21 protein-coding genes are annotated in these 24,223 nt (G+C 64.8%); 8 read left to right on the top strand and 13 right to left on the bottom strand.

Features of this window, described 5'->3' with window-relative positions; translation table 11 throughout:
• Positions 1-20: 20 nt before the first annotated feature.
• From AC1DEK_RS14670 to dapF, 8 genes are all read right to left on the bottom strand, one after another.
• The gene (locus AC1DEK_RS14670; RefSeq protein WP_478125983.1) at positions 21-1,574 is read right to left on the bottom strand and encodes an STAS domain-containing protein; all 1,554 of its coding nucleotides are present in this window, start codon (positions 1,572-1,574) and stop codon (positions 21-23) included.
• Between the two features lie 33 nt (positions 1,575-1,607).
• Positions 1,608-2,525, bottom strand: coding sequence for an RNA polymerase-binding protein DksA (gene dksA, locus AC1DEK_RS14665; protein ID WP_478125982.1), 918 nt, complete (start codon positions 2,523-2,525; stop codon positions 1,608-1,610).
• A gap of 261 nt (positions 2,526-2,786) precedes the next feature.
• Positions 2,787-3,839 carry a CobW family GTP-binding protein gene (locus AC1DEK_RS14660; protein ID WP_478125981.1) on the bottom strand — a complete coding sequence of 351 codons (1,053 nt, stop codon included), beginning with the start codon at positions 3,837-3,839 and terminating at the stop codon, positions 2,787-2,789.
• Between the two features lie 87 nt (positions 3,840-3,926).
• The gene (locus AC1DEK_RS14655; RefSeq protein WP_478125980.1) at positions 3,927-5,129 is read right to left on the bottom strand and encodes a class I SAM-dependent rRNA methyltransferase; all 1,203 of its coding nucleotides are present in this window, start codon (positions 5,127-5,129) and stop codon (positions 3,927-3,929) included.
• Complete coding sequence (locus AC1DEK_RS14650; protein WP_478125979.1) at positions 5,126-6,175, bottom strand: tyrosine recombinase XerC; 1,050 nt, start codon at positions 6,173-6,175, stop codon at positions 5,126-5,128. The genes AC1DEK_RS14655 and AC1DEK_RS14650 overlap by 4 nt, the downstream gene beginning before the upstream one ends.
• Positions 6,150-6,767: a YdcF family protein gene (locus AC1DEK_RS14645; protein ID WP_478125978.1), complete on the bottom strand. Its 618-nt coding sequence runs from the start codon at positions 6,765-6,767 to the stop codon at positions 6,150-6,152. Before AC1DEK_RS14645 ends, AC1DEK_RS14650 begins: the two co-directional genes overlap by 26 nt.
• Positions 6,764-7,453 (bottom strand): DUF484 family protein, encoded by a 690-nt coding sequence (locus tag AC1DEK_RS14640; RefSeq protein WP_478125977.1) that lies wholly within the window; start codon positions 7,451-7,453, stop codon positions 6,764-6,766. The genes AC1DEK_RS14645 and AC1DEK_RS14640 overlap by 4 nt, the downstream gene beginning before the upstream one ends.
• A complete protein-coding gene (gene dapF / locus AC1DEK_RS14635; protein WP_478125976.1) occupies positions 7,450-8,325 on the bottom strand; it encodes a diaminopimelate epimerase in 876 nt (291 codons plus the stop codon). The genes AC1DEK_RS14640 and dapF overlap by 4 nt, the downstream gene beginning before the upstream one ends.
• A gap of 104 nt (positions 8,326-8,429) precedes the next feature.
• Here dapF and AC1DEK_RS14630 point away from each other — a divergent pair, with 104 nt between their 5' ends.
• On the top strand, positions 8,430-9,239 hold the full coding sequence (locus AC1DEK_RS14630; RefSeq protein WP_478125975.1) for a hypothetical protein: 810 nt from the start codon (positions 8,430-8,432) through the stop codon (positions 9,237-9,239).
• Positions 9,239-10,660 (top strand): XVIPCD domain-containing protein, encoded by a 1,422-nt coding sequence (locus AC1DEK_RS14625; protein ID WP_478125974.1) that lies wholly within the window; start codon positions 9,239-9,241, stop codon positions 10,658-10,660. Before AC1DEK_RS14630 ends, AC1DEK_RS14625 begins: the two co-directional genes overlap by 1 nt.
• An 11-nt stretch (positions 10,661-10,671) precedes the next feature.
• Here the strand turns inward: AC1DEK_RS14625 and AC1DEK_RS14620 are convergent, their stop codons facing one another.
• On the bottom strand, positions 10,672-11,328 hold the full coding sequence (locus AC1DEK_RS14620; protein ID WP_478125973.1) for a DsbA family protein: 657 nt from the start codon (positions 11,326-11,328) through the stop codon (positions 10,672-10,674).
• 3 nt (positions 11,329-11,331) lie between these two features.
• Between AC1DEK_RS14620 and AC1DEK_RS14615 the strand changes: the two genes are divergently transcribed.
• Positions 11,332-12,909: a SidA/IucD/PvdA family monooxygenase gene (locus AC1DEK_RS14615; protein WP_478125972.1), complete on the top strand. Its 1,578-nt coding sequence runs from the start codon at positions 11,332-11,334 to the stop codon at positions 12,907-12,909.
• 316 nt (positions 12,910-13,225) lie between these two features.
• Positions 13,226-13,954: an aquaporin Z gene (gene aqpZ / locus AC1DEK_RS14610; RefSeq protein WP_478125971.1), complete on the top strand. Its 729-nt coding sequence runs from the start codon at positions 13,226-13,228 to the stop codon at positions 13,952-13,954.
• Here the strand turns inward: aqpZ and AC1DEK_RS14605 are convergent.
• Genes AC1DEK_RS14605 through AC1DEK_RS14595 form a run of 3 tightly spaced genes read right to left on the bottom strand, consistent with a single transcriptional unit; the run spans position 13,897 to position 18,531 of the window.
• Positions 13,897-15,336, bottom strand: coding sequence for an acetyl-CoA carboxylase biotin carboxylase subunit (locus AC1DEK_RS14605; RefSeq protein ID WP_478125970.1), 1,440 nt, complete (start codon positions 15,334-15,336; stop codon positions 13,897-13,899). The genes aqpZ and AC1DEK_RS14605 overlap by 58 nt on opposite strands.
• 14 nt (positions 15,337-15,350) lie before the next feature.
• Entirely contained in the window at positions 15,351-16,907 is a 1,557-nt protein-coding gene (locus AC1DEK_RS14600) for an ABC transporter substrate-binding protein (RefSeq protein WP_478125969.1), read from the bottom strand.
• Between the two features lie 52 nt (positions 16,908-16,959).
• Positions 16,960-18,531, bottom strand: a complete 1,572-nt coding sequence (locus AC1DEK_RS14595; RefSeq protein WP_478125968.1) for an ABC transporter substrate-binding protein — start codon at positions 18,529-18,531, stop codon at positions 16,960-16,962.
• Positions 18,532-18,734: 203 nt separating this feature from the next.
• On the opposite strand from AC1DEK_RS14595, the gene AC1DEK_RS14590 reads away from it, so the two are divergent.
• Together AC1DEK_RS14590 and AC1DEK_RS14585 are read left to right on the top strand one after the other, a co-directional pair.
• A complete protein-coding gene (locus AC1DEK_RS14590; RefSeq protein WP_478125967.1) occupies positions 18,735-20,270 on the top strand; it encodes an acyl-CoA carboxylase subunit beta in 1,536 nt (511 codons plus the stop codon).
• A 10-nt stretch (positions 20,271-20,280) separates the two neighbouring features.
• Positions 20,281-21,057 carry an enoyl-CoA hydratase/isomerase family protein gene (locus AC1DEK_RS14585; RefSeq protein ID WP_478125966.1) on the top strand — a complete coding sequence of 259 codons (777 nt, stop codon included), beginning with the start codon at positions 20,281-20,283 and terminating at the stop codon, positions 21,055-21,057.
• Between the two features lie 10 nt (positions 21,058-21,067).
• Here AC1DEK_RS14585 and AC1DEK_RS14580 read toward each other — a convergent pair whose 3' ends face one another.
• Positions 21,068-21,298: a biotin/lipoyl-binding carrier protein gene (locus AC1DEK_RS14580; RefSeq protein ID WP_478125965.1), complete on the bottom strand. Its 231-nt coding sequence runs from the start codon at positions 21,296-21,298 to the stop codon at positions 21,068-21,070.
• A gap of 235 nt (positions 21,299-21,533) precedes the next feature.
• Here AC1DEK_RS14580 and AC1DEK_RS14575 point away from each other — a divergent pair, with 235 nt between their 5' ends.
• Together AC1DEK_RS14575 and AC1DEK_RS14570 are read left to right on the top strand one after the other, a co-directional pair.
• Positions 21,534-23,111, top strand: coding sequence for an FAD-dependent oxidoreductase (locus tag AC1DEK_RS14575; protein ID WP_478125964.1), 1,578 nt, complete (start codon positions 21,534-21,536; stop codon positions 23,109-23,111).
• Positions 23,112-23,400: 289 nt separating this feature from the next.
• Positions 23,401-24,174: an SDR family NAD(P)-dependent oxidoreductase gene (locus AC1DEK_RS14570; protein ID WP_478125963.1), complete on the top strand. Its 774-nt coding sequence runs from the start codon at positions 23,401-23,403 to the stop codon at positions 24,172-24,174.
• Positions 24,175-24,223: the final 49 nt, after the last annotated feature.

Genomic DNA, 24,223 nt, shown 5'->3' with positions numbered 1-24,223 from the left:
CAGCCTACCGTCGCCAGGGGTCAATCCCTCGTCTTGACGCTCGCATGGTCGGTGATGCCGACGACGCCGAAGAAACATGCAACGAGGCGGTGGGCTTGCGTGAACTGGACGTTCTGGCCGCGCGCGTGGCGGCCGGTCACCCAGTTCAGCAGCGAACCAGCCGCTGTGAAGTCGACCCGGACGAGAGCCGCACACGAAATGCTCGGCGCCGCCGCGTCGCCCAGCTCGTCATCAAGCCGCTGCAGGGTCGAGAGCGATTCACCGACGAGATCGCCCGCCAGCGCCCCGCTGGCGGGCGGCTCCCCAGAACGGTGGGCCTCGCCCGACGTGATGCTCAGGGATGGCTTGGAAATCTTGGGGGTGTCGAGCGCCGCATAGTCGCCCTTGGGATCTTCCCAGGGCGGCGGTGACACCTCATAGGTGATGCAGTAATTGAGCGCAAGCAGCTCGAACTCGTCGGCCCGATGCATCACCCGAAGCGCCGCCATGTGCAACTGCCACCAGATGGCATCGATGCCTCGGTCGTTGGCCGGTGTCGCTTCGGCAAGCACCAAAAGCAACTGATCGGCGCCGGAAAACCGCAGCTGGACGGCCGAATCTGCCCAATGATTGAACAAGGCGCGCAGCGGGCCTGCGGCCTCGGCCTCGATGGCGCCCAGCGCGCTCCAGTCGAGCTTCCAGAAAGGACCGGCGGCCGCCAGTGCGCGCGTGAGCTCGATCAGGCCTTCGCGCGAAAGGCGCGCGGGGCTCGACCAGTCGGCGGTGCCGCCGCCAGCGACGACGGGCCTGGCCTGCGAAGCGGTCGCCGCGCGAGCCGTGCTTGCCAATGCCCGAAACGACATCCACTCGGGCGCCGAGCGCTTCATGCGCTGGGCATAACGGGTGCTGGTGACCACATACTTCTCGGCATCGCCGGTGGCTCGATAGAAGTCAAGCAGCGTCCGCCAGACATCGTCCTGATCGGCGCTCGGACTGTCCGGAGCCAGCGCCTGCAGCAGGATCGCCTCGGCTCCGGCATCGTCCCCATGGGCGAAGCGGATCGAAGCTTCCTCGATGCAGCCGTCTTGAGCCTGAGCCGGAGCCGGGACGGCCTGTCCGGGAACCCCGCGCTGCGGCACGCCGGGCACGGTGTCGGCGTAGGCACGCGCATGCTGCTCAGCCATGGGCGCCCCGCCGCTGGGAGCACCGTCGGCCTTTGCCTCGCCTTGCCCGCCGCGGGCCTTCCACCACTGCTGGGACATCTGCTCTTCGATCTCGTCGATCTTCTTGAGCGTGAGTGCCCTGCCGTCGGACTTGCCCGAGGTGCTGCTGACGTTGAAGGAGGACGCCGTACCGGCGGCATCGCCTCCGCCGGCCGCTTCGCGCTGCCGGAGCTTGCGGAGCATGTCGAATTCACGGCGGCGCACGAAGTCGTTGCGCTGCCGCCGCTCGATCATCTCCTTGAGCATTTCACGGCTGTAGCCGTTTTCGAGCGTGGAGGAGTCGTCGGCGTCGAGTTCGGACCAATCCTTGAGCGGATTGCGCACGAACTTCGCAACCTTGGACAGCAGGCGACCGGTTTCTTCCTTGGCCATGCGCTTCGTTTTCTCCTTCGCCTGCCGCGGCGATCAGTCGCCGAACATTTTCTGCTTGAGTTCGCGGCGCTGCTGGGCCTCTAGCGACAGCGTGGCCGTCGGGCGGGCCAGCAGGCGGCCCACACCGATGGGTTCGCCGGTTTCGTCGCAGTAGCCGTAGTCACCGGCATCGATGCGCTGGATCGACTGCTCGATCTTCTTGAGAAGCTTGCGTTCTCGGTCGCGGGTGCGCAGTTCGAGCGCGTGCTCTTCCTCGATGGTGGCCCGATCGGCCGGATCGGGCACGACCACGGTGTCCTCACGCAGGTGCTCGGTCGTCTCGCCGGCGTTTTCAAGGATGCCGCGCTTGAGTTCCTGCAGCTTCAGGCGAAAGAACGCCATCTGCTTTTCGTTCATGTATTCGGAATCCGGCATCGCGATGACTTCGGCATCGGTCAACTCTTCGGCCGACTTGGACTTCCAGTTGTTGGCGAGCTTGGGATCTTTCTTGATCGCGACGGGCGGCGGCGGCACCAGCGGGTTGGACGAAATCTGCACGAAGCTCGATTTCGCCGCGGTGGAGGCCACCGTCTGGGGCATGGAAGGCACGGTCAGCTGTGACAGCCGCGAGACGCGTCCGCCGCGCGCGGGTGCGGGCGTAGGGGTCGGGGCAGTCGTGGCGGTTGCCGGAGAGGTCACCGTGGCGGAAGAAGAATCGGAGGCGGCAGCCGTTTTTTTCATGGGAGTCGGTGGTGCAGGTGGCGCGGTGTGAGGGCCGGCCGGTTTGGATGACGAGACGCCCGCGCTCACGACCTTGGTCTTGCTCGTGGCGGGGACCTTGGACTGCGCTGCGGACTGGGGGGGCTTTTCGGCGGAAACCTTCTTCGCGGCGGGCACAGCCTGCTGGGCAACCTCCGTCTTCTTGACGGCCGGCTTCGACGCTGGCTTGGCTTTGGCGACAGGTTGCTTCACAGTGACTGGCTCCTTCGACGAACTCGAACGCACATTCTCAGTGGTGTCTCCCCCGTGGAAACCACGGGCGCTCGCCGTTCGCGAACCCAGGGGTTATACCCCTGAAAACGGCCCGAAAACGCGTGCAGTCCTATACCGGAAGTCACACACCGCCTCTAAAAAAAGGACAGGGTCACCCCGGAACAGGCGCGCGATTGTATAGAGAAGTCGAAGCGGGCGGCGTAATCGTCCGCCGGAATCACCGGCGGCCCGGCGCAGGCCTCAGACCAGGCACTGATCGAGGCCCTGCTCCAGGATCTCGCGAGGCAGGTCGATGCCGATGAACACCATGCGGCTGTTGCGCTTTTCGTCGGGGCCCCAGGCCGGCCCGAGGTCGCTGCCCATCAGTTGATGTACGCCCTGGAAGATCACCTTGCGCTCGGTGCCCTGCATATGCAGAACGCCCTTGTAGCGGAGCATGCGGGGGCCGTAGATGTTGACGATCGCCCCGAGAAAATCTTCGAGGCGAGCCGGATCGAAGGCGCGATCGGCGCGATAGACGAAGCTCTTCACGTCGTCGTCGTGGTGGTGGTGATGCCCGTGGCCTTCGTGTTCGTGCGATGGATGGTCGCAATGCTCGCCATGCGCGTGATCGTGGTCGTGACCGTGCTCGTCTTCCTCCTTCAGGAAGTCCGGGTCGATGTCCAGCTTGGCATTGAGATTGAAGCCTCGCAGGTCGAACACGTCTTTCAGGGGCACTTCACCGAAGTGCACCTTCTGCTGCGGTGCGCGTGGGTTCATGTGCTTGAGCCGATGGATCAGCGCCTCGGTCTCTTCGGCGGCGACGAGGTCGCTCTTGCTGATGAAGATCTGGTCGGCAAACCCCACCTGGCGGCGAGCTTCCTGCCGGTCGTTGAGCTGCTGAGGGGCATGCTTGGCATCGACCAGCGTCAGGATCGAGTCGAGCAGGTAGCTTTCGGCGATTTCGTCATCCATGAAGAAGGTCTGCGCCACCGGACCGGGGTCGGCGAGGCCGGTCGTCTCGATCACCACGCGATCGAAATCCAGCAGACCCTTGCGCTTCTTGGCCGCCAGCAGTTGCAAGGCCTCGCGCAGGTCTTCACGGATGGTGCAACAGATACAACCGTTGCTCATCTGCACGATCTGCTCCTTCGATTCGGTCACCAGGATGTCGTTGTCGATGTTCTCTTCACCGAATTCGTTCTCGATGACGGCGATCTTCTGGCCGTGGGATTCGCTCAGGATGCGCTTGAGCAACGTGGTCTTGCCGGCGCCGAGGAAGCCAGTGAGGATGGTGGCGGGAATGAGGGCCATTGAATGCTCCGGGGATCAGGATCGAGAGAGATCGGGGACAGAAAGTTTAGCCACGGCCAGCCGGCCATGCGCTGCCAGGGTCAACCGCTATTTGCGCACCACCACCAGCCCCTTCAAGTACTCCCCTTCCGGAAACTCGATCGTCATCGGGTGGTCGGGGGCGGCGCCGAGGCGCTCGGTGATGTAGCCGTCCACACCGGCGTCGATACCCGCGGAGGCCACGATCTTGTGGAACAGGTCTGCGCCGATGCCGCCCGAGCACGAAAAGGTCAGAAGGTGCCCACCCGGCGCGAGCAGCTTGAACGCCTGGCGGTTGAGGTCTTTGTAGGCGCGCGCGGCACGCTCGGCATGCGCAACCGTGGGCGCGAATTTAGGCGGATCGAGCACGATCGCGTCGAAGCTTCGTCCCTCTTCGACGAAGCGGCGCAATGAAGCATTGACGTCGGCATCGAGGAACTGCGCCTGCACATCGCTGAAGCCGTTCATCGCCAGATGCGCCCGTGCGCGCTCCAGCGCGGGCATCGACGAATCGATGGACGTGAGTTCGGCACCCTCTATGGCGCCGGCCGCCTTCAGGCCCGAAAGCGCCGCGACGGTGAAACCACCGGTGTAGCAAAAGCAGTTGAGCACCCGCCGAAAACGGCGTTGCGCGGCCAGTTCGGCAAATCGCTTGCGGCTGTCGCGCTGGTCCAGGTAGAAGCCGGTCTTGTGGCCGGTCGCGACGTCGAGCCCGAGTTGCCAATCGTGCTCGCGGATCGTGAGCTCGGTTGCGCCCGTCCCTCGCAGCCAGCCTGTGACGGGCTGCAATCCCTCGCGCTCGCGGCCGCTGGCGTCGGAGCGCTCATAGAGCTTCTGAAGCCCGGTCGCTGCGAGCAGCGCATCCGCCAGCACGGCCTTCCAGCGCTCGACGCCGGCCGACAGGAATTGCGCGACCAATGTGTCGCCATACCGGTCGACGATGAGGCCCGGCAGGCCGTCGGCCTCCCCGTGGATCAAGCGTACGCCGTCGCTCTGGATGTCGAACAATCCGCGTGCCGCGACCGCACTCGCCACACGCCCCGAGAAGAAGGATGCATCGATGCGCTGCTTTTCATCGAAGCTCCATGCACGCGCGCGGATCTTGGAATGGGGGCTGAAAGCGGCCCATGCAAGGAAATTGCCTTCGTCAGATTCGATGCGCACCGTTTCACCCGCATCGCCGCCGCCCTTGGCGATCGCTGATTCGAACACCCAGGGATGCCGCCGCAACAGCGAGCGCTCCTTGCCGGGCCTGAGACGGAGGTTCTTCATGCTTTCCTGCCCTTGTTCTGATTGTTTTGTTTGTTCTGGCTGTTCACGCTGTTCTGACGAGCGGGTTCCTCGCGCGCCTGAGCCCGGGGATGCGCCGCATCGTAGGTCTTCGCCAGATGCTGGAAATCCAGCCGCGTGTAAACCTGGGTCGTGGAGATGTTGGCGTGCCCCAGCAGTTCCTGTACGGCGCGCAAATCGCTGCTCGATTGCAGCACATGACTTGCGAACGAGTGCCGCAGCATGTGCGGATGCACCGGCGTCGCCAAGCCGGCCTTGAGGCTGCGCCGCCGCAATTGCTTCCATACCGAATGGTTGGAGAAGCGCAGGCCGTTGCGGCCAATGAAAAGCGCCGCCGCACTCGCAGGCTCGCGCAGCCGCGCCGATTCGAGCGCGGGGCAATCCTCTCGCACCGCCAGCCAAGCCTGCAAGGCTTCGATTGCCTTGCTGCCCACCGGCACCAGTCTTCGCTTGCTGCCTTTGCCCAGCACATTGGCTTCCGCGGCGTCGAGGTCGATCCAGCCCCGCGCCGTGCCGCTCGCTCGCACGTCCAGCCCGGTCAGCTCGCTGACGCGCAGACCGCATCCATAGAGCAGTTCGACGATCGCACTGTCGCGCGCCTCGGACCACGGGTCGGCGTCCGCATCGTGGAGGTCCGCCAATCGGACCGCGTCGTCCACGGCAAGCGCCTTCGGCAGTGGCCGGTCGGACTTGGGCGCGTGAACGTCCTGCACGGGGTTCGAACCCACCAGCCGCTCGTTGCCCAGCCAGCGGTAGAAGCTTCGCCAGCACGAAAGCACCAGCGCGATCCCCCGCGACTCGCGACCGGCGCCATGCAATTGGGCTGTCCAGCGACGAACGTGCGCCGTCTGGACCTTGTCGAGCGCCAGCCCCGCTGCCTGCGCCTTCTCGGCCAGCGTCTTGAGGTGAATGGCATAGAGCTCGACCGTGCGCGGCGCCAGGCGACGCTCGACGCGCACGTGCTCGAGATATCTCTCGATCAAGTCCATGCGCGGCGCGGCTTCAGAAGAGGTATCCACGGGCCGCATTGTTCACGATGGCCAGGGGCTCGCGCAAAGCACCCTTGAAGACCATGCCCCAGCGCTGCCAGCAGGAAGTCGACGCCGCAGCGTACTGGACCTCGAAGGCCCGGTCGAAGCCGCTGGCCCGGGCGAGCCGTTCCGCGCGCCACAAATGGTAGGGCTCGGTCACGATGATCACGCTCTTTACGCCGGCTGTCTGCAGCACGCTGCGCGACATCGAAAGGTTCTCCCTCGTCGACGACGAGACCGACTCCAGCAGCAAGGGCCCGCCGTAGCCGGCGGCCCGCGCGTGCCGTTCCATGACCTCAGCCTCGACGCGGCCGTCTTCCCAGTCCAGGCCGCCGCTCAGCAGCAGCCGCTGCGCTTGACCCGCATTGGCGAGGGCGATGCCGGCATCGACGCGGCCGGTCAGGCACGGATTGGGCTTTCCGTCGCGGTAGGCGCGATTGCCCAGGATCAGGGCCGCATCGGCGGCGCGTTGAGGCGGATGGTCCAGCACCCAGCGGGCGTGCCGCCACACGATGAAAGCGATCGCGAAATAGCCGACCAGCAGGATCAGCAGCGCGCCCCACAAACCGCGCCGGAGCGCGCGGTTCAAGGCCGCAGCCGCGACAGCGCGGCCGAGGCGAGCTCGGCGATGCGATCCAGGAAGTCGGTGCCCATGTCGGGGTTGTAGCGCTGCGCGTCAGGCGACGCGAGCAGCAGCAAGCCGAAAGCCGGCGCCTCGGGTTCCGGGCGCAACGGAATCAGGGCGATCGACACGGCCGCATGCGGCTCGGCGAGCCAGCCGGACACCTCGAAGCCGGAATTCAGGCCGCAATAAGGTGCCGTCAGCGAAGTCGCGAGTGCCTTCACGTCGTCACTCACCCACTGCGCGTAGGGCTCGTTCAGGTAGGCGCTGTCGCAATCCCAGATCTTGATGGCGGTCTGGGGCACCAGGAAAAGCGTCTCCAGCTGTGAGGCGATCTGCGTGGGCAGATGGCGCGGGTCGCGCAGGGTCAGCAGCCCGCGGGTCCATCGCTGGAGACGGTCGGCCGTCACCATGTTCTCGGTGCCATGCCGCACCATGTCCATGACCCGGTGCTCCAGCGCCTTGATCTTCTCGCGCAGCATCTCCGCTTGACGCTCCTGCAGGCTCACGGCGCGGTTACCGTGCGGACTCGTCAGCTGCACCTGACTCAACAGCTGTGCATGGCGTTCGAAGAAGTCCGGCGTGTTGGCCAGGTAGTTGGCGATGTCGTCTTCGGTGATCGGATTCATGGGGGTTTGGTTGAAATGGTTCATGGCTGGTCCGGCACCTCGATCTCGCCTTCGAACACCGTGACTGCCGGGCCGGTCATCAGCACCGGAGCGCCGTCGCCGGCCCATTGAATGGTGAGCAGGCCACCGTGGGTTTCGACATCAACACGGGGATCGAGCAGGCCGAGCCGGATGCCTGCGACCACTGCGGCACACGCGCCGGTGCCGCAAGCAAGGGTTTCGCCGGCGCCGCGCTCATAGACCCGCAGGCGCACGCGTGAGCGATCGACCACCTGCATGAACCCGGCGTTGACGCGCTGCGGAAATCGCGGATGGTGCTCGATCAGTGGCCCTTGAGCTTGAACAGGCGCCGTGTCGACGTTGTTGACGATCTGCACGGCATGCGGGTTGCCCATCGACAGCACTGCCACCGACACGATGGCGCTTCCGGCATGCGTGCCGAGCGCCAGATGCCATTTCTGCCAGCCGCCCTCATGCACCGGATCGAGCCCGGCAGTGTCGAAAGGCACCAGCGCGGGTTCGAAGATGGGCGCACCCATGTCGACAGTGACGCGGCCATCGGCGCCCATCCGCGGCTCGATCACGCCCGAGAGCGTCTGCACGCGCACGGCGTCCTTGGGTGTCAGGCCGTGCTCGCGCACGAAGCGCATGAAGCAGCGCGCACCGTTGCCGCACTGTTCGACCTCGCCGCCGTCGGCGTTGTGGATCACGTACTGGAAGTCGATGCCTTCGCCCGGCGACGGGCGCACCGAAAGGATCTGGTCGGCGCCGACGCCGAAGTGGCGATCGGCCAGGAAGCGGTATTGCGCTGACTCGAGGCCGAGCGGATTGCGGGTTTCGTCCAGCACGACGAAGTCGTTGCCGGCTCCTTGCATCTTGGTGAAGCGAATTCGCATCGGGGGATTATCTGCTGCTCGCGTCGGATGCTCTTGCATCCCGCTGAATGGCGAGGGCGCTGCCTAGAATGATCCAAACGATTTCAAGTGCAGGGAGGAAAAAGGTGATTCAACGCATCGCCGCGGGCCACGGCATGGCTGGCCGGAAGCTTCTGCGGAAGCTTCAATCAACGTTCAGACGCGAACCACGAACCGAGCGCTTCGCGGATTCTCTCGGCTCGAACGATTTTTACGATTTACAAAGGCAGTCGCCAGGACCCTCGCCAGGGTATCTGGCTCGCGGTCTCCTTGGCTTGTCGGCGGGATTTGTGCTGGGCGCCTGCTCGGTTGCGGCCGGCACACACCAACTTCATCCGGAAGAAAAAAAAATGTCCAGTCCCGCCATCGAAGCGAAACCAATCCCCGACGCGCCCGAAGTGCTGCGCCGGTTGCTGGCGCTGATCGACACATTGCATCAACCGCAAGATCTGACGACTGAACGGGTCGAGCAATTCACTGGCTACGCCATGACGCCGTTTTCCGACAAGCCCACCAATGACGCGTACGAGATATGGCAGCCGCTCACAGAGATGTGGACATACGGGTACACCTGGAAGTTAAACAGCGCCAGCGGACTTCCAAATCTTGGCCTCGGGTTTGACAAGACTAAAAAATACGCCAAGCGCCCTCCGATGACGGGGATTTGTCAATTGGATGCGACACAGTTTCATGACGCACTGCTCACGATGGGCTATCGGCATGTCGGAAATACTCGCCGAGAGAGTCCGGCTCGACAGTACCAGCGTGGCGTGGCAAAGGTCGAGATCGCATTTGTCGGTGAGAGCGGTGAAAGCCTCGAGAAGATTTCGCATGACTGCATCAAGAGAATCTCCATCGGCTTCCTTGTGGAATACATGGACTTGGGGGCGATGTAATGGGCGCTGTCGGTTCCAGGCTCGATCGCGTGATCGGGGAGGTCGGAGATTCAACATCGGCCGCCCATCGAAATCTGCGCGCCGTCATCGAAGAATCACCCGCCTTGACGCGACAGATGAACGAGGCCGTCGCGGGCGGTCATCTCAAGCATTTCTCGTTGATGGCGGCAAGCGAGAACGCCGGGGCAAGCTACAGCCCCGAGACGCAGACCATCAACATGAAGCACGGCGACCTTTCAGAGGTCGAACGGCGCGATCTGCTCACTTTCCTCATGGGCCATGAAGTCCAGCATGGCATCAACCGCGACCGCACCAGATTTGGACTGGAGCAGTTCGACCGGGAAGCCCGCCTCGTGCTGGAAAGCGGCCAGCCACTTCATGACTACAGCCCTACCCTAGAGCAAATGCTCTCGATCAACCGTAACGACGAAGCCAGCGCGCATATCGCAGGTTGGAATGCCTTGGTCAGCCGGGTGAAGCGCAGAAACCCCGAAGCCCAGTTGTCCGATATTGGAAAACTGGCTGGAGAAGTCGGCTACATCAACGACTTTGTCGAGAGCGAGCAAATCGAAGGGCGCAAGCACTTTTCTGCGAAGGCCGGCTTCACACTCAATGCCGATCTTTCAATCACACCAAACAAGCACAACATCGAAGCGGCCGGAAGGCACTATTTTGACAAAGAGCCGCAAGACACCCGGCTAGGCCATCACGGCAACTCCGACTACGCCAACTACTACGCGGCCGCTCTTGTCAGTTCGGTCTGCCAATACGAATTGCTCAATCCGCGCCTGGCCGGGGATGTGCAACTGGACATGCGCGGTCTTGGCTTGCAAGAAAAGCTGCTGGAGCAAAACGGCATCTCGCTCGGCACGGCATCCGCGCGCTGCGCCTACTTCGACACGCAGGCTCCAAGCATTGCAGCCCACTTCGACCATACGGCCGAAAGTCACGAGCACATGCCGGTCTACGGCCTGCCTGCGCCGTCCCGGCTGTCGCAGGGACTGAATCAGCGCTCAGAAGCTGTCCAGCTCGACCATCCTGCACATCCCGATCACAAATTATTCGGTCAGGCCCAAGCGGGAGTGAATTTGCTCGACGCAAAGGTAGGCCGCACGCCCGATCAGAAGAGCGATCAGCTGGCTGCCGCCCTGGTCGTGGCTGCCCGTACAAACGGAATCAATCGCATCGACCATGTGGTCCTGAGCACCGACGCTTCGAAGGTGTTCGCCGTCGAAGGCGCGTTGGACTCGGCTCTCAAGCGGATCGCCAGTATTCCGACGGTGGAGGCTCTCAGCACACCCATCGCCCTAAGTACGCAGGCGTGGCAGCAAGCATCTGAACTGAACAGGCAACAAGTCCAGGACCGAGCGCTGGACCACCCGCAGACCACGCAGCGCGAAGCACGGGCAATGAGGCTCTAGCCCTCAAGCCCCTAAACAACAGGACCCGAACCGCGCAGCCGATCCAGCGCACGGTCCAGGAACACGAGCCTGTCCTGGCCCCAGAAGCGCTCCTCGTGCAGGATGTATGTGGGCGCGCCGAAGACTCCCCTGTCGACGGCTTCAGCGCTGTTCGCCCGGTAAGTGGCCTGTGTCTCGGCCGTCTGCTCCAGCGCTTGCAACGCGGCGCCGTCGTAGCCGTTCTCGTCGGCCACCGCGATGCGCACCGCGGCGTCCGCGGTGTCGCGCTCTTCCGCCCACAGGGCACGCAGCAGCGCATGCGAAAGCGGCTGGGCGTCCAGGCCCTGCAACTGCGCCGCAATCACCATCCAGCCGGGGTACTTGTTCCAGTTGGGATCGCTCGCCTGCCCCTTCGGGTAGTGCGCGGGCTCCAGGTTGAGCGGCATGCCCAGGTGCTCGCGCCAGCGCGCAAGTTCAAGCGCGTGGTAAGTGCGCCGAGGTTCCGGCCGGGTCTTGAGCGGAATGCCGCCGGTCTGCGGGACCACCGCCTGGAAGTCGTAGGGCTTGAGCGTGAGCCGCACATGATGGCGGCGGACGATGTCCTGAAGTTGCGGCCCTCCAAGGTAGGCCCAGGGAGAAGAGAGGCTGTAGTAGCAGTCGAGCGCGATCATGTTCTGGATTATCTTCACGCCATGGCCTCAGACGACTCTTTTTCCGACGCACGCTCCGGCGAACTTCCGCCGGTGCCGCTGCAATTCATCGCAAGTCCGCGCGACACCGCCGCGCTCGAGCGCCTCGCGGCCCAGGCACGCGCCGATCTCGAACGCATCAACGTGCCGCCGCCGGCATGGGTACTTCCCGCGGAATCGTCCACCGACGAGGCGCCGATTCTCGACGTCCTGATTGCCGGCGCCGGAATGTGCGGCCAAACGGCTGCCTACGCGTTGCGCCGGGAAGGCGTCACGCGGGTACGGGTGATCGACCGCGCCCCGCGGGGCGAAGAAGGCCCGTGGGGCACCTACGCGCGCATGCTCACGCTGCGCAGCCCCAAGCACGTGGGCGGCCCCGAACTCGGCGTGCCCTCGCTCAGCTTTCGTGCATGGTACGAGGCGCAGCACGGCGAAGGCGGTTCGACGTCCAAAGAGGGCGTGCCCGGCTGGGAGGCGCTGCACAAGATCGGGCGCGTCGACTGGCGCGACTACCTGCTCTGGGTGCGCGAAACGGTCGGCCTTGCGGTGGAAAACGGCGTCTCGCTGCGCTCCGTGTCGCACACGCAGGACGGACGGGTGCTTGAAGTCGAACTCGAAGACGCCCACGGCAGGCGCGAATCGGTGCGCACGCGGCAACTGGTACTGGCGCTGGGACGCGACGGCAGCGGCGCGGCGCGCTGGCCTGCGTTTCCTTCGTTGCAGCGTGACGATCCCTTCGCAGCCGGGCGCGTCTTCCATTCCGCCGATACGATCGATTTCGCGGCTTTCGAAGGCCAGCGCATCGGCGTGCTCGGCGCTGGGGCGTCGGCGTTCGACAACGCCGCCTGCGCGCTCGAAGCGGGTGCCGCAAAGGTGACACTCTTCGCGCGCCGCGCCCAACTGCCGCAGGTCAACAAGAGCAAGGCCGCATCCAGCCACGGCTTCCTGCGCGGCTTCGAGGGACTGGACGACGCGCGCAAGTGGCGCGTCTATACCTACATCTTCGACGAGCAAGTCCCGCCGCCCTGGGAAACCGTGCGCCGCTGCGATGCGCACGATGCCTTCGATCTGCGCCTCGGAACCCCGTGGGACGATGTCGCACCCGACGAGGACGGCGTGACGGTCACCCTGCCGAACGGCGGAATGGAGCGCTTCGACGCGGTGATCTTCGGCACCGGCTTCGACGTCGACCTGCTTGACCGGCCCGAAATCGCCGCGTACACATCGCAGATCGACACCTGGGCAAACCATGTTTCGGCGACCGAAGCCGAGCATCATCCCGAGCCGGCGCGTTTTCCGTACCTGGGCGCCGGCTTTGAACTGCGCAGTGCCGATCCGGCGAGCCCGCAGGCGGATGCTTTGGCGCGAATGCGTCTGTTCAACTGGGGCGCGACCATGAGCCATGGCGCACTGGCCGGCGATATTCCGGGCCTCGCCATCGGCGCGACCCGGCTGGCGCAGGCCATCGCGCGCGACCTGTTCGTGGAAGACGCCGACCGGCACTGGGAGCGCCTGCAAGCACACGATGAGCCCGAATTGATCGCGACACGCTGGCACGTACCAGGCACGCCGAACGAATGAGCCAGAGCCGCCCAGCGGCTTTCGTGACATTTGCGCGCGATCGGCGCTTCTTCTCGGCGAAGTCGGCGCCCCGAGCTCGTTATATTCCAGGCCCGGCTTGCGCTCCACGTAAGCCGTTTCGGAACCAGGAAGGACAAAAGAACGAATCACGCTTCAAGCGAGGGCAACGCCTGCCCTCCGCATCTCGGCGCACGCCACGGCCTGTCACGGCCACCCATCACCAACGTGGCGCTGGCGCTTTTTCAAACGCAGTCAATTGCCGGTGATCAGCGCGTCTTCAAACGTGCGGTTGCCGGTCATGTTTTCGGGAGCTCTCATGAACAACAACAATTTCAAAATCTGGTCGGCCGAATTCCTCGGCACCTTCTGGCTCACCTTCGGCGGTTGCGGCAGCGCAGTCCTCGCCGCGGCCTTCCCTGACCTGGGCATCGGCTTTCTCGGGGTGTCGGTCGCATTCGGGCTGACTGTGATCACCGGCGCCTATGCGTTCGGGCCGATCTCGGGCGGCCACTTCAATCCCGCCGTCTCGCTCGGCCTGGTGGCGGCCGGCCGCATGCCCGCCAGCCAGCTTGCGGGTTACGTGGTCTCCCAGGTGGCGGGCGCATGCTTTGCCGCGGGCGTCCTCTACCTCATCGCCTCGGGGAAGCCCGACGCCGACCTGGGCGGATTTGCGGCCAACGGTTTTGGCGAGCACTCGCCAGGGCAATACGGCATGGCGGCCGCGTTGCTCTGCGAAGTCGTGCTGACGGCCGTGTTCCTGATCGTGATTCTCTGCGCGACCGCCAAGCGCGCGGCGCCGGGCTTCGCAGGCCTGACGATCGGACTCTGCCTCACGCTCATTCACCTGGTTTCCATTCCTGTGACCAACACGTCGGTCAATCCGGCGCGCAGCACCGGCCCGGCTTTGTTCGCGCCGGCATGGGCGGTGGATCAGCTTTGGATGTTCTGGGTCGCTCCGCTCGTCGGCGCGCTTGTCGGTGCGGTGATCTACAGATTGGCACTGGCCGAAGCGCGGACGGAAGCACCGGCAATACGGGCCGCCTGAAGCTGGCTCGATCGTTCACCGTGTAGGGCGCCATGCAGTTCGGCCAGGAGCCCGGTGTGCACGTCGCCTTCGCGAAATCTCGGATGCGCGAGCACGGCATCGAGATAGCCCAGGTTGCTGGTGAGCCCGCTCAGGCGGACTGAAGCCAGCGCCGAGCGGAGCTTGTCGATCGCTGTCAGCCTGTCGGCGGCGTGGGCCAGCACCTTCATCACCAACGGGTCGTAGTAAGGCGTCATGACGTTGCCCTGCCGATAGCCGCAGTCGATGCGCACGCCCGCCATGGCCGGCAGCACCAGTTCGGTCAGCGGTCCAGGGCTGGGCATGAAGTTCCTGGCCGGATTCTCGGCATACACACGGGCCTCGACCACGTGGCCCTCGGCGCGGATGTTCTCCTGCGCGAGTTCAGCATGGAGCGCCTCGCCCATCGCCAGCCGCAACTGCGCACCCACGAGGTCCACACCCGTGAGCATCTCCGTCGCCGCATGCTCGACCTGAATGCGGGTGTTCATTTCCAGGAAGAAGAATTCGCCGGTCACCGTGTCGAAGAGAAACTCGACCGTGCCCGCGCCTTCGTAGCGGCACGATGCGGCCAGCCCGATAGCGGCCTGCGCCATCTTGCGGCGAATCTCGTCCGCAATCAGCGGCGCACCGGCTTCTTCCAGCACTTTCTGATGGCGCCGCTGCATCGAGCAATCTCGATCGAACAGGTGCACGGCGGTGCCGTCGCCGAAGCCGAAGACCTGCACTTCGACGTGGCGCGCGCGCTGCACGACGCGCTCCAGGTACACCGCGCCATCGGCGAAGGCCTTGTGCGCCAAGCTGCTGGCCGTGCACACCGAAGCCACGAGTTCGTCCGGCTGCGCGACCAGGCGCATCCCGATGCCGCCACCGCCGGCCGCCGCCTTGACGAACAGCGGAAACCCCGTCGCGGCACCGGCGGCGTGCAGCGCCGGTTCGTCGGTCGGGTCGAGCTTTCCGGTGCCGGGCAGCACCGGGACACCGGCGCGGACAGCGGATTGCCGCGCCTGTTCCTTGTCGCCCATCAGCGCGATGACTTCGGGCCTCGGGCCGACGAAACGGATGCCCGCTTCCTGGCATGCGCGGGCGAATGACGCGCTCTCGGCCAGGAAGCCGTAGCCGGGATGCAGAAGCGTCGCGCCGGTGCGCCGGGCGACCTCCAGGATCACATCCTTGCGCAGATAGCTTTCCGAAGCGCGCGCCGGTCCGATCGCGACCGCCTCGTCGGCCATTTCGACGTGCGGCAGGTCCCGGTCGACCTCGGAGTGGATCGCCACCGTTCGAAGCGACAGTTTCCGCGCCGCGCGGATCACGCGACAGGCGATCTCGCCGCGATTGGCAATGAGCAGTGTGGGCTTGGTCATTCGGTCGCCACTTCCTACTGCCAGGTCACCTTGCGGAAATCCAGGAATCCCGAACCTTCCTGAACCTGCCAATACAGGTCCTTCTTCTTTGCGAAAACATTGAACAGCTCCGTCACGAGCAGCGCCGAAGCATCGTCGTGCAGCGCGCGGCCGATCTTGCGGAAGAGCGCGCCGCGCGCTTCGGCGCCGGTCGTGCTGTCGAGTTCGGTGATCAGCTTCTCGACTTCGGGGTTGTAGTAATCGGACCAGGTGCCGTTCTTGGAGAACGAGCCCGCCACGGGATGGATCGGATCGTAGATGGCGTTGGTGAACTGTGTCGTCGTCATGGGTCCCGACTTGTGCGTGTTGTTGAGTCGGCTCCAGGCCGCATAGTCGATGCGGTTGATCTTGACGCGCACGCCGACTTGCCCGAGATAGGCCGCCACCGCTTCGGCAAACTCCTTGGGCGTGCCGACGGCATCGTTGAGTTCGATGTCGAAGCCGTTCGGATAGCCGGCCTGCTTGAGCAGCGCCCGCGCCTTCGCCGGGTCGTAGGCATAGGGCGCGATGTCGGGGCTGCTGCCGTAGGGAAAGTACTTCGAGATGAAGGTTCCCATCGGCGCGCCGACGCCGTGGAAGACGCCCTTGATGATCGCGTTGGCATCCACCGCATGGTTGAGGGCCTTGCGCACCTCGACCTTGGACAGCGGCGTGCCCGGCACGTTCGAATAGAGGCGCACGTGCATCGGCGAGGACACCGGATTGGTGATGACGCTCAACGCCGGGTCCTTGCGCAGGCGCTCGACGTCCGACAGCGGCACCATCGAAGCCACATCGATCTCGCCGGTGAGGATGGCGTTGACGCGGCTGGCCGGCTCCGGAATGTAGGTGAAGGTCAGCGTCTTGATGCCCGGCTTCTCGCCGTAGAAGTCATCGAAGCGCTCCAGCTCCAGGTACTGGCCGATCTTGTTTTCCTTCACTCGGAAGGGACCAGTCCCGATGGGGGCTGCCGCGAAGGCTTCGGCATTCGGCAGCTTCGACGTGTAGTTCTTGCCGACGATGAAGAGGAAGCCGGCGATCTTGTTCATGAAGGCGCCGTCCGGCTGCTTCAGCTTGATGACGACGGTCTGCGCATCTGGTGTCTCGATGCTGTCGACCACCGGGGCAAAGTAGGGCCGGCGCGTGCTCTTCGATGCCGGGTCGATGATCCGCTCGATCGAGTATTTCACGTCGGCCGAGCTGAAGATGTCGCCGTTGTGGAACTTGATGCCCTTGCGCAGCGTGAAGGTGTAGGTCAGGCCGTCGGGCGAGATCTTGTAGGCGTCGGCCATGCGCGGAACGATGTTGCCCTTGGGGTCGAAGCCGTAGAGCGTGTCGTAGATCTGCATGGCGTAGCGCTGCGAGTCGCCGCTGGCCGTGATCTGCGCGTCCAGGTTCTGGATCTCCTTGTCGAGCGCGACGACCAGCGTTTCCTTGTTCACGGCCGGTGCGGTCTTGCTGGCCGCCATGGCGCCAAAGGCTGGCGCCAGAAAGGCCAGCACGGCGCCGGCCAGGAAGCGGCCCATGCGCGCCCGCGATGTCGATCGGTTCATGCGTAATGCTCCTGTGTGAGGAATGGATGAAGGGGGTGCCGTGCAATGGCCGTCACTGCCAAGCGACGCGGCGGAAGTTCAGGAAGCCCGATCCCTGCTGGACCTGCCATTGCAGGTTCTTCTTGCGGCCATAGACGTAGAACTGCTCGGAAACATTGACCGACGCCGCGTCATCGTGGAGGAGCCGTCCGATCTTGCGGAAGATGGCGCCGCGCGCCTCCGGCCCCAGGGTGCCTTCGAGTTGCCCGATGAGCGCCTCGACCTCGGGGTTGTAGTAGTCCGACCAGGTGCCTTCCTTCGAGAAGGTGCCGACGATCGGATGCACCGGGTCGTAGATCACGTTCGAGAAGATGGTGACCGTCGCCGGGCCGGCCTTGTGCGTGTTGTTGAGGCGGATGAATGCCGGATAGTCCATGCGCACCAGTTCCGTCCGTACGCCGACCTGGGTCCAGTAAGCGGCGATGGCTTCGGCGAATTCCTTCGGCTGGTCGGTACCGTTGTAGAGCTTGACGTCGATGCCGTTCGCGTAACCCGCCTTGCGCAGCAGCTCGCGGGCCTTGGCCGGGTCGTACGGATAAGGCTTCAGGTCGGGATCGGCGCCGTACGGGTAGTAGCGTGAGATGAAGGACGCCATCGGGCTGCCGACGCCGTGCAGAACACCTTTGATGATCGCGTCGTTGTCGACCGCGTAGTTCAGCGCGCGGCGCACATCGCGATTCGCGAAGGGATGGCCGGCCACGTTCGAATAGAGCCGCACGTGCAGCGGGCCGCCGTTCGGATTCGTGACGACCTCCAGTCGCTTGTCGGCCTTCAGGCGGCTGGCGTCCTGGAGGGGAAGCACGGTCGCCAGGTCGATCTCGCCATTCACGAGCGCGTTGACGCGGCTGGCCGCCTCAGGGATGAAGCGCAGCACCAAGCGCTTCACGCCGGGCATTTCGCCGGCATCCTTGCCCCAGTAGCCATCGAAGCGCTCGAGCTCCAGGTACTGGCCGACCTTGAATTCCTTGACGCGGAAGGGCCCCGAGCCGATGGGTGCGGCGGCGAATGCCTCCGGGGTTCCAAGACGCGTGGTGTAGTCCTTGGGAACGATGAAGAGAAAGCCGGCCACCTTGTTGAGGAAGGCGCCGTCGGGCTGCTTGAGCACGATCGTGACGGCGTTGCCGCTGGCATCCACACGCTCTACCACCGGCGCGAAATAGACGCGGCGCGTGCTCTTGGTGGCCGGGTCGAGGATGCGCTCCAGCGAGTACTTCACGTCCTGCGCCGTCAGCGCATCGCCGTTCTGGAAGCGGAGCCCTGGTCGCAGGGTGAATGTGTAGCTCTTCTGGTCGGGCGCCACCTTCACCGCGCTGGCCATGCGCGGAACGAGATTCCCGACCTGATCGAAGCCATAGAGCGTGTCGTAGACCTGCCATGCATAAAGCAGCGAATCGCCGGTGGAGGTGACCTGGGCATCGAGGTTGCTGATCGATTTCTCGAGGCCGACCACCAGCGTGTCGCGATCGATGGCCGGTTCGTACTCGGCAGCGGCACCGCCGCCCGTCAGCCCGAGCAACAGTGCGGCTCCGAACATCCATCCGGTGACCCACGCGCGCATGCGCCCGTGACGAGTCGCTGTGATCATTCACTGTCTCCTTCTAGGTCCACTAAGTGGACTTATAAAGTCTATGATGGCTGGAATCGGCGCTGTTAATGACAAGGGGCCTGACCCTAAAATCTTGTCCGCACGATGTCAATCACTGGAATACCCTCTGATCTCACACCGTTCAGGCCTATATGGTGCCTCAGCCGCATAGTCGGAAAGCAAATATCAATATATGGAAATCCATGGATAAGAGTGTTCTAGACGAACTGAGCGCGCGGCGCCGCGAAGCCCAGGAAACCCGCCCCGAGGCGCTCGAAAGACTGCACGCGCTGGGCAAGCTCTGTGCGCGCGAGCGCATCGATGCCCTGCTCGATCCGGGCAGCTTTGTCGAGATGGGCCTGCTCGGCCGCAGCGGCCACGCGGCGTTGCGCGATCGAACGCCGGCCGACGGCGTCGTGGTCGGGCACGGCACGATCGATGGGCGCGTGGTGTACGTGGCCGCGGACGATGCGGCGGTCATCGGCGGCACGCGAGGCAGGGTGGGTGAAGTCAAGATCAGCCGCATCCGCGCGGCTGCGCTCGCCCACCGCGCACCGTTCATTGCGCTGATGGAGGCCGGTGCGGCACGCACTCAGGAAACGTTCGGCGCGATGGCGGCCGGTGTCGGGTCGCGCTTCGGCGACCACTTCCGCATGTCGGGGCGTGTGCCCCAGGTCGCGGCCGCGCTGGGCTCGGCGTTCGGCGGACCCTCGTTCACTGCGGCGCAATCGGACTTCGTGACGCTGGCGCGCGGCACCGGCTTTCTCGGCATGTCGGGTCCGCTGGTGGTCAAGGTCGGCACCGGCGAAGTCGTGACCAGTGACGAGATCGGCGGCGCTGAGATGTCGAGCGAGGTCACGGGCCTGGCCGATCACGTCGGCGAAACGGAGCGGGAGAGCCTGGCGGCCATCCGCACTTTTCTATCCTTTCTTCCGAGCCATTGCGATGAGTTGCCGCCAGTCGCCCCGCCGCGGCCCGCGGCGCTGGACACGCCCGAAGGCCGCGAGCGTCTTCGCGCGTTGATCCCGGACCTCGGTCGCCAGGCCTACGACATGCGCAAGGTGCTGGCGCTCATCGTCGATGGCGGCGAGCTCTTCCAGCTGCGCCCGCGCTACGGCGGCAACCTGATCACCGCCTTCGGCCGCATCGAGGGCGAGCCTGTCGGCTTCGTTGCCTCCAATCCCATCGTGCGCGGCGGCGTGCTCGATGAGAAGACCGCGCGCAAAGCACGCAAATTCATCGAGCTGTGCGACGCCTTCCATGTGCCGCTTGTCTTCATGACCGACGCGCCGGGCTTTCTGGTCGGGCCGGCCATCGAGCGCCAGGGCATGGTCGCACTCGCAGGGCGCTTGCTCAACGTCGTCTGCGCGGCGTCAGTGCCGAAGATCACGATCGTCGCGCGCAAAGCGATCGGGCTGGCCTACCTCGCGCTCTGCGGGCGGGTGATGAACCCCGACACGCTGGTGGCCTGGCCCATGGCCCATTTCGACGTGATGGGCCCCGAAGCCGGCGTCGAGCTGACGCACGGCAAGGACATCGCCGCGGCCGAGGATCCCGTGCAGCGGCGCGCCGAAATCATGCAGAAACTCGAAGTCGAATCGAGCGCCTACGAGGCTGCCGCCATGGGGCTGATCGATGACGTCATCGACCCCGGCGAAACCCGCGAGGTCATCATTCGCTCGCTTGCCAAAGTCAAGGCCGCCCGCACGCCGGGCTTCAAGCATCGCATCGATCCCTGACGGACGAACCATGAGCATCGACATCGAGGTCCGCGACGGCATCGCCACGGTGCGCCTCAATCGACCGGAGGCGCTCAACGCGATCGACAGCCGGATGCGCCGCGACATCCAGGCCGCATGGCGGCAGCTGGCCGCCGACGACCAAGTCCAGGTCGTCATCGTCACCGGCGTCGGCGATCGGGCGTTTTCCGCGGGAGCGGACCTCAAGGATGCGGCGCAACCAGCGCAGTCGTTTGCCGGCGAGGCTTTCGGTGATGCGAGCAACGGCTCGCTGACCCACGGCATCGAGATGCACAAGCCGTTGATCTGCGCCTTCAACGGGCTGGCGTTCGGCGGCGGCCTGGAGATCGGCCTCGCCTGCGACATCCGCATCGCGGCCGAAGGTGCGCGCTTCGCGTTGCCCGAGGTGCGCGTCGGAACATTGCCGGGCTCGGGCGGCACGCAGCGCCTGCCCCGGTTGATCGGCCGCTCGGACGCCATGCTGATGCTGCTCACAGGCGATTCGGTCGATGCCGCCGAGGCGCTGCGGATCGGCCTGGTGAGCAAAGTCGTTCCGGCCGCGCAATTGCGGCAGACCGCGGAATCGATCGCACTGCGCATCGCGGCCAATGCGCCCCTGGCAGTGCGCGCCGTGAAGCGCCTAGTGCTGAGCGGGCTCGACCTGCCGTTGCCGCAGGCGCTCGAGTCGGAGCGCCTGACCTGGGGCTTGCTGCGCGATACGGAGGATCGCCGCGAAGGCCGTGCGGCGTTCGCGGCGCGGCGAAAGCCCGTCTATCGCGGCCGCTAGGCCGGCTCGATCAGCCGGCGCTGGTCTCGATGGTGAGCAGCAGGTCGCCTTCGTTGACCATGTCGCCTTCGGTGACGTGGATCGAAGCGACACGGCCGGGCCGGGGCGTGCCCACCGGGATTTCCATCTTCATCGACTCCAGGATCGCAAGGGTGTCGTCTTCGCCGACCTGGCTGCCCACTTCGACCGAGACCTTGCAGACCGTGCCTGCCATGTCGGACGTGATCTTGATCGATGCCATTTCTGATGTCTCCAAAGATGGAATGTTTGAGCAAATGAAAACTATGTGGAATCGCCAGAATCACTCCGACCAGCGCTGAAGAACTATAACCCGACACGGGTTATCGCGGGATGAAGTTGGCTTCTCCATTGGCAGAATCGCGCATTTTCGAGCAAGATGTTGTTTATCCGATCTCGCTGAAGTCGAGATCGATGAAGACATTCGCATTCGAATACTCAAATCACAGGACCACATAATGGAATCACCCAATGAGCTTCGCGACGGGGCGCGATCGTTCGACCTGATCGTCGTGGGGTATGGCGCGGCCGGCGCGGTTTGCGCGATCGAGGCAGCACGCGCAGGCGCGCACGTGCTACTGATCGAGAAGATGGCCGATCCCGGCGGCATATCGATCCTCTCGGCGGGCGGCATCCGCGTCTGCGACGACCCACAGGAGGGATTTCGATACCTGCAGCACACCTGCGGCGGTCGCACGCCGGACGACGTGTTGCGCACGCTGGCAGAGGGAATGGCCGAGATGCCGGACTACCTCCGCGATCTCGCTTGCATCAACGGCGCGCGGGTGAAGGTGGAACCCGCCGTCGGCAACTATCCCTTCCCCGGGTGCGATTCGCTCGGCTATGCCGAAATCGAATCGATCCCCGGCTTCGGCGAGCCCGGCGGACCGGAGGCCGACGGCTACCTGGCCGCGCGCCCGCTTCGGCCCGGCTGCTTCCTGTTCAAGGTGCTGGCCGACCAGGTCGACCATCACGCGGCGGCCGGGCGCATCGAGGTCTGGTTGTCCACGTCCGTGGAGCGTCTGCTCCAGGATGCGCAGGGCCGTGTGTTGGGCGTTGCGGCACGGCGCGACGGCGAAGCGGTGCGTGTGCGGGCTCGGCGCGGCGTCGTCCTCGCCTGCGGCGGCTTCGAGGCCGACGAGGAGATGAAGCGCCAATACCTCGTGTCGACGCCGGTGCTGACCGGCAGCTTCAGGGGCAACACCGGCGACGGCATCCGGATGGCGCAGGCGGCGAATGCGGCGCTCTGGCACATGTGGCATTGCCACGGCCCCTACGGCATGCGGCATCCGGATCCGGACTTTCCGTTCGGGCTCTACGTCAAGCTGCTGCCCATGTGGACGCCGGAGCGCAAGGGACGCCCGCTGCCCCGGATGGCGTGGATCATCGTGGACCAGAAGGCACGTCGCTATGTCGACGAATACCCGCCGTACATGTCGGACACCGGTGTGCGGCAGTTCGACCATTTCGACCCCGCGACCGGCCGCCATACGCGCCTGCCGTCATTCCTGCTGTTCGACGAGGCGGGCCGCAAGCTCTATCCGATGGGCCGCTCGATCACCAATGACCGCGAGGCCTACTACGAGTGGAGCGCCGACAACCTGCGCGAAGTCGACAACGGCATCCTGGTGCGCGCGGACACGCTGGAGGAACTCGCTGCGCAGCTCGGGCTCGACGCCGCCGCGCTGATTGCCACGGTCGAACGCTGGAACGCCAATGTGGCGGCGGGCGCCGATCGCGACTTCGGCCGGCGACCCGAAACCATGATGAACCTCGCCACACCTCCCTTCTATGCCGCGAAGCTCTGGCCGGTCGTCATCAACACGCAAGGGGGCCCCGTGCACGACGCCAGCCAGCGCGTGCTCGATCCCTTCGGGCAACCCGTGCGCCGGCTTTACGCCGCCGGCGAACTCGGGAGCGTGTTCGGCCACGTCTACATGGCCGGCGGGAATCTGGCCGAGTGCTTCGTCGGAGGCCGAAACGCGGCGCGTGCGGTCTTGCAAGAGCCGCTCGTCGACGACGTTTTGTACAACTGAATTTGCACTGTTCCACATAGTAGATGCTTAAAAAGCGCTCGGAATCCAGACGGAATACAGGCCGCGCCGAGTGCTCATCTCCCCCGATCTTCAGGGATATTTCCCCAATGAACCGTGCAGTTCGAGGCAGGTCGAAGCCGGTGGCAGTTTCGCTGCCCGGTATCAGCCTTTTTTTGAGGCTCCGGAAAACTACCTATCGATATCTGAATTTCATATATTGACACTCCAAGATGCACCCGCCTAGACTCGTTCCGAAGCAAGCATCTGCATCGATCTGGAGACAAGATTCATGAGCAAGCGATTCGAAGGCAAGGTGGCCATCGTCACGGGCGGCGTCCGAGGCATCGGCCTCGCGACGGCCCAGGCCTTTGCCCAGGAAGGTGCGGCCGTCGCGGTCTGCGACCTGGCGCAAGATGCAGCGGTGAGCGCCGCCGCTGGCCTGACTGCCGACTACGGCGTGCGCGCCCTCGGCCTGGCCTGCGACGTGGCGGACGAAGCCCAGGTCGATGCCTTCGTCTCACGCGTGGTGGCCGAACTCGGCGGGTTGGACATCCTCGTCAACAACGCCGGCATCACGCGCGACAACCTGCTTTTCAAGATGAGCGTGACCGACTGGGACCTCGTGATGGGCGTGCATCTGCGCGGCACCTTCCTCTGCACGCGCGCGGCGCAACGCCACATGGTCGAGCAGCGCAGCGGCAAGATCGTCAATCTCTCGTCCACCTCGGCGCTCGGCAATCGCGGCCAGGCCAACTACTCGTCGGCCAAGGCCGGCCTGCAGGCCTTCACCCGCACCGCGGCCATCGAGCTCGGCCCCTACAACATCAACGTGAATGCGGTGGCGCCCGGTTTCGTCGACACCGAAATGACGCGCCAGACCGCCGCGCGCCGGGGCATCGATCCCGAGGAGTACATGAAGATGCGCGCCAAGAACATCGCGCTCGGCCGCGTCGGTGTGCCCAAGGACATCGCCAACGTCATCACCTTTCTCTGCAGCGAGGAAGCCTCTTTCGTCTCGGGCCAGATCCTCTACGTCAAGGGTGGTCCGGAGACGGTGCGCTGAAAACCTCCGTCCGCGCGCGGCCTTCGACGGCCGCCTGCTTTCTGTTCAC

Source organism: Variovorax sp. 10N420 (assembly GCF_056394705.1).
Note: the sequence above shows the minus strand (reverse complement) of the source record. Positions and strands in the feature narration are given on the sequence as shown.

Excerpts from the sequence above, each read along its gene's own strand:
- AC1DEK_RS14575 (WP_478125964.1), top strand. The coding sequence starts at position 21,534 with ATGGAATCACCCAATGAGCTTCGCGACGGGGCGCGATCGTTCGACCTG.
- AC1DEK_RS14660 (WP_478125981.1), bottom strand. The coding sequence starts at position 3,839 with ATGGCCCTCATTCCCGCCACCATCCTCACTGGCTTCCTCGGCGCCGGC.
- AC1DEK_RS14600 (WP_478125969.1), bottom strand. The coding sequence starts at position 16,907 with ATGAACCGATCGACATCGCGGGCGCGCATGGGCCGCTTCCTGGCCGGC.
- AC1DEK_RS14595 (WP_478125968.1), bottom strand. The coding sequence starts at position 18,531 with ATGATCACAGCGACTCGTCACGGGCGCATGCGCGCGTGGGTCACCGGA.
- AC1DEK_RS14650 (WP_478125979.1), bottom strand. The coding sequence starts at position 6,175 with ATGCGGCCCGTGGATACCTCTTCTGAAGCCGCGCCGCGCATGGACTTG.
- AC1DEK_RS14640 (WP_478125977.1), bottom strand. The coding sequence starts at position 7,453 with ATGAACCATTTCAACCAAACCCCCATGAATCCGATCACCGAAGACGAC.
- aqpZ (WP_478125971.1), top strand. The coding sequence starts at position 13,226 with ATGAACAACAACAATTTCAAAATCTGGTCGGCCGAATTCCTCGGCACC.
- AC1DEK_RS14580 (WP_478125965.1), bottom strand. The coding sequence starts at position 21,298 with ATGGCATCGATCAAGATCACGTCCGACATGGCAGGCACGGTCTGCAAG.
- AC1DEK_RS14590 (WP_478125967.1), top strand. The coding sequence starts at position 18,735 with ATGGATAAGAGTGTTCTAGACGAACTGAGCGCGCGGCGCCGCGAAGCC.
- AC1DEK_RS14585 (WP_478125966.1), top strand. The coding sequence starts at position 20,281 with ATGAGCATCGACATCGAGGTCCGCGACGGCATCGCCACGGTGCGCCTC.
- AC1DEK_RS14615 (WP_478125972.1), top strand. The coding sequence starts at position 11,332 with ATGGCCTCAGACGACTCTTTTTCCGACGCACGCTCCGGCGAACTTCCG.
- AC1DEK_RS14655 (WP_478125980.1), bottom strand. The coding sequence starts at position 5,129 with ATGAAGAACCTCCGTCTCAGGCCCGGCAAGGAGCGCTCGCTGTTGCGG.
- AC1DEK_RS14625 (WP_478125974.1), top strand. The coding sequence starts at position 9,239 with ATGGGCGCTGTCGGTTCCAGGCTCGATCGCGTGATCGGGGAGGTCGGA.
- AC1DEK_RS14670 (WP_478125983.1), bottom strand. The coding sequence starts at position 1,574 with ATGGCCAAGGAAGAAACCGGTCGCCTGCTGTCCAAGGTTGCGAAGTTC.
- dapF (WP_478125976.1), bottom strand. The coding sequence starts at position 8,325 with ATGCGAATTCGCTTCACCAAGATGCAAGGAGCCGGCAACGACTTCGTC.
- AC1DEK_RS14570 (WP_478125963.1), top strand. The coding sequence starts at position 23,401 with ATGAGCAAGCGATTCGAAGGCAAGGTGGCCATCGTCACGGGCGGCGTC.
- AC1DEK_RS14605 (WP_478125970.1), bottom strand. The coding sequence starts at position 15,336 with ATGACCAAGCCCACACTGCTCATTGCCAATCGCGGCGAGATCGCCTGT.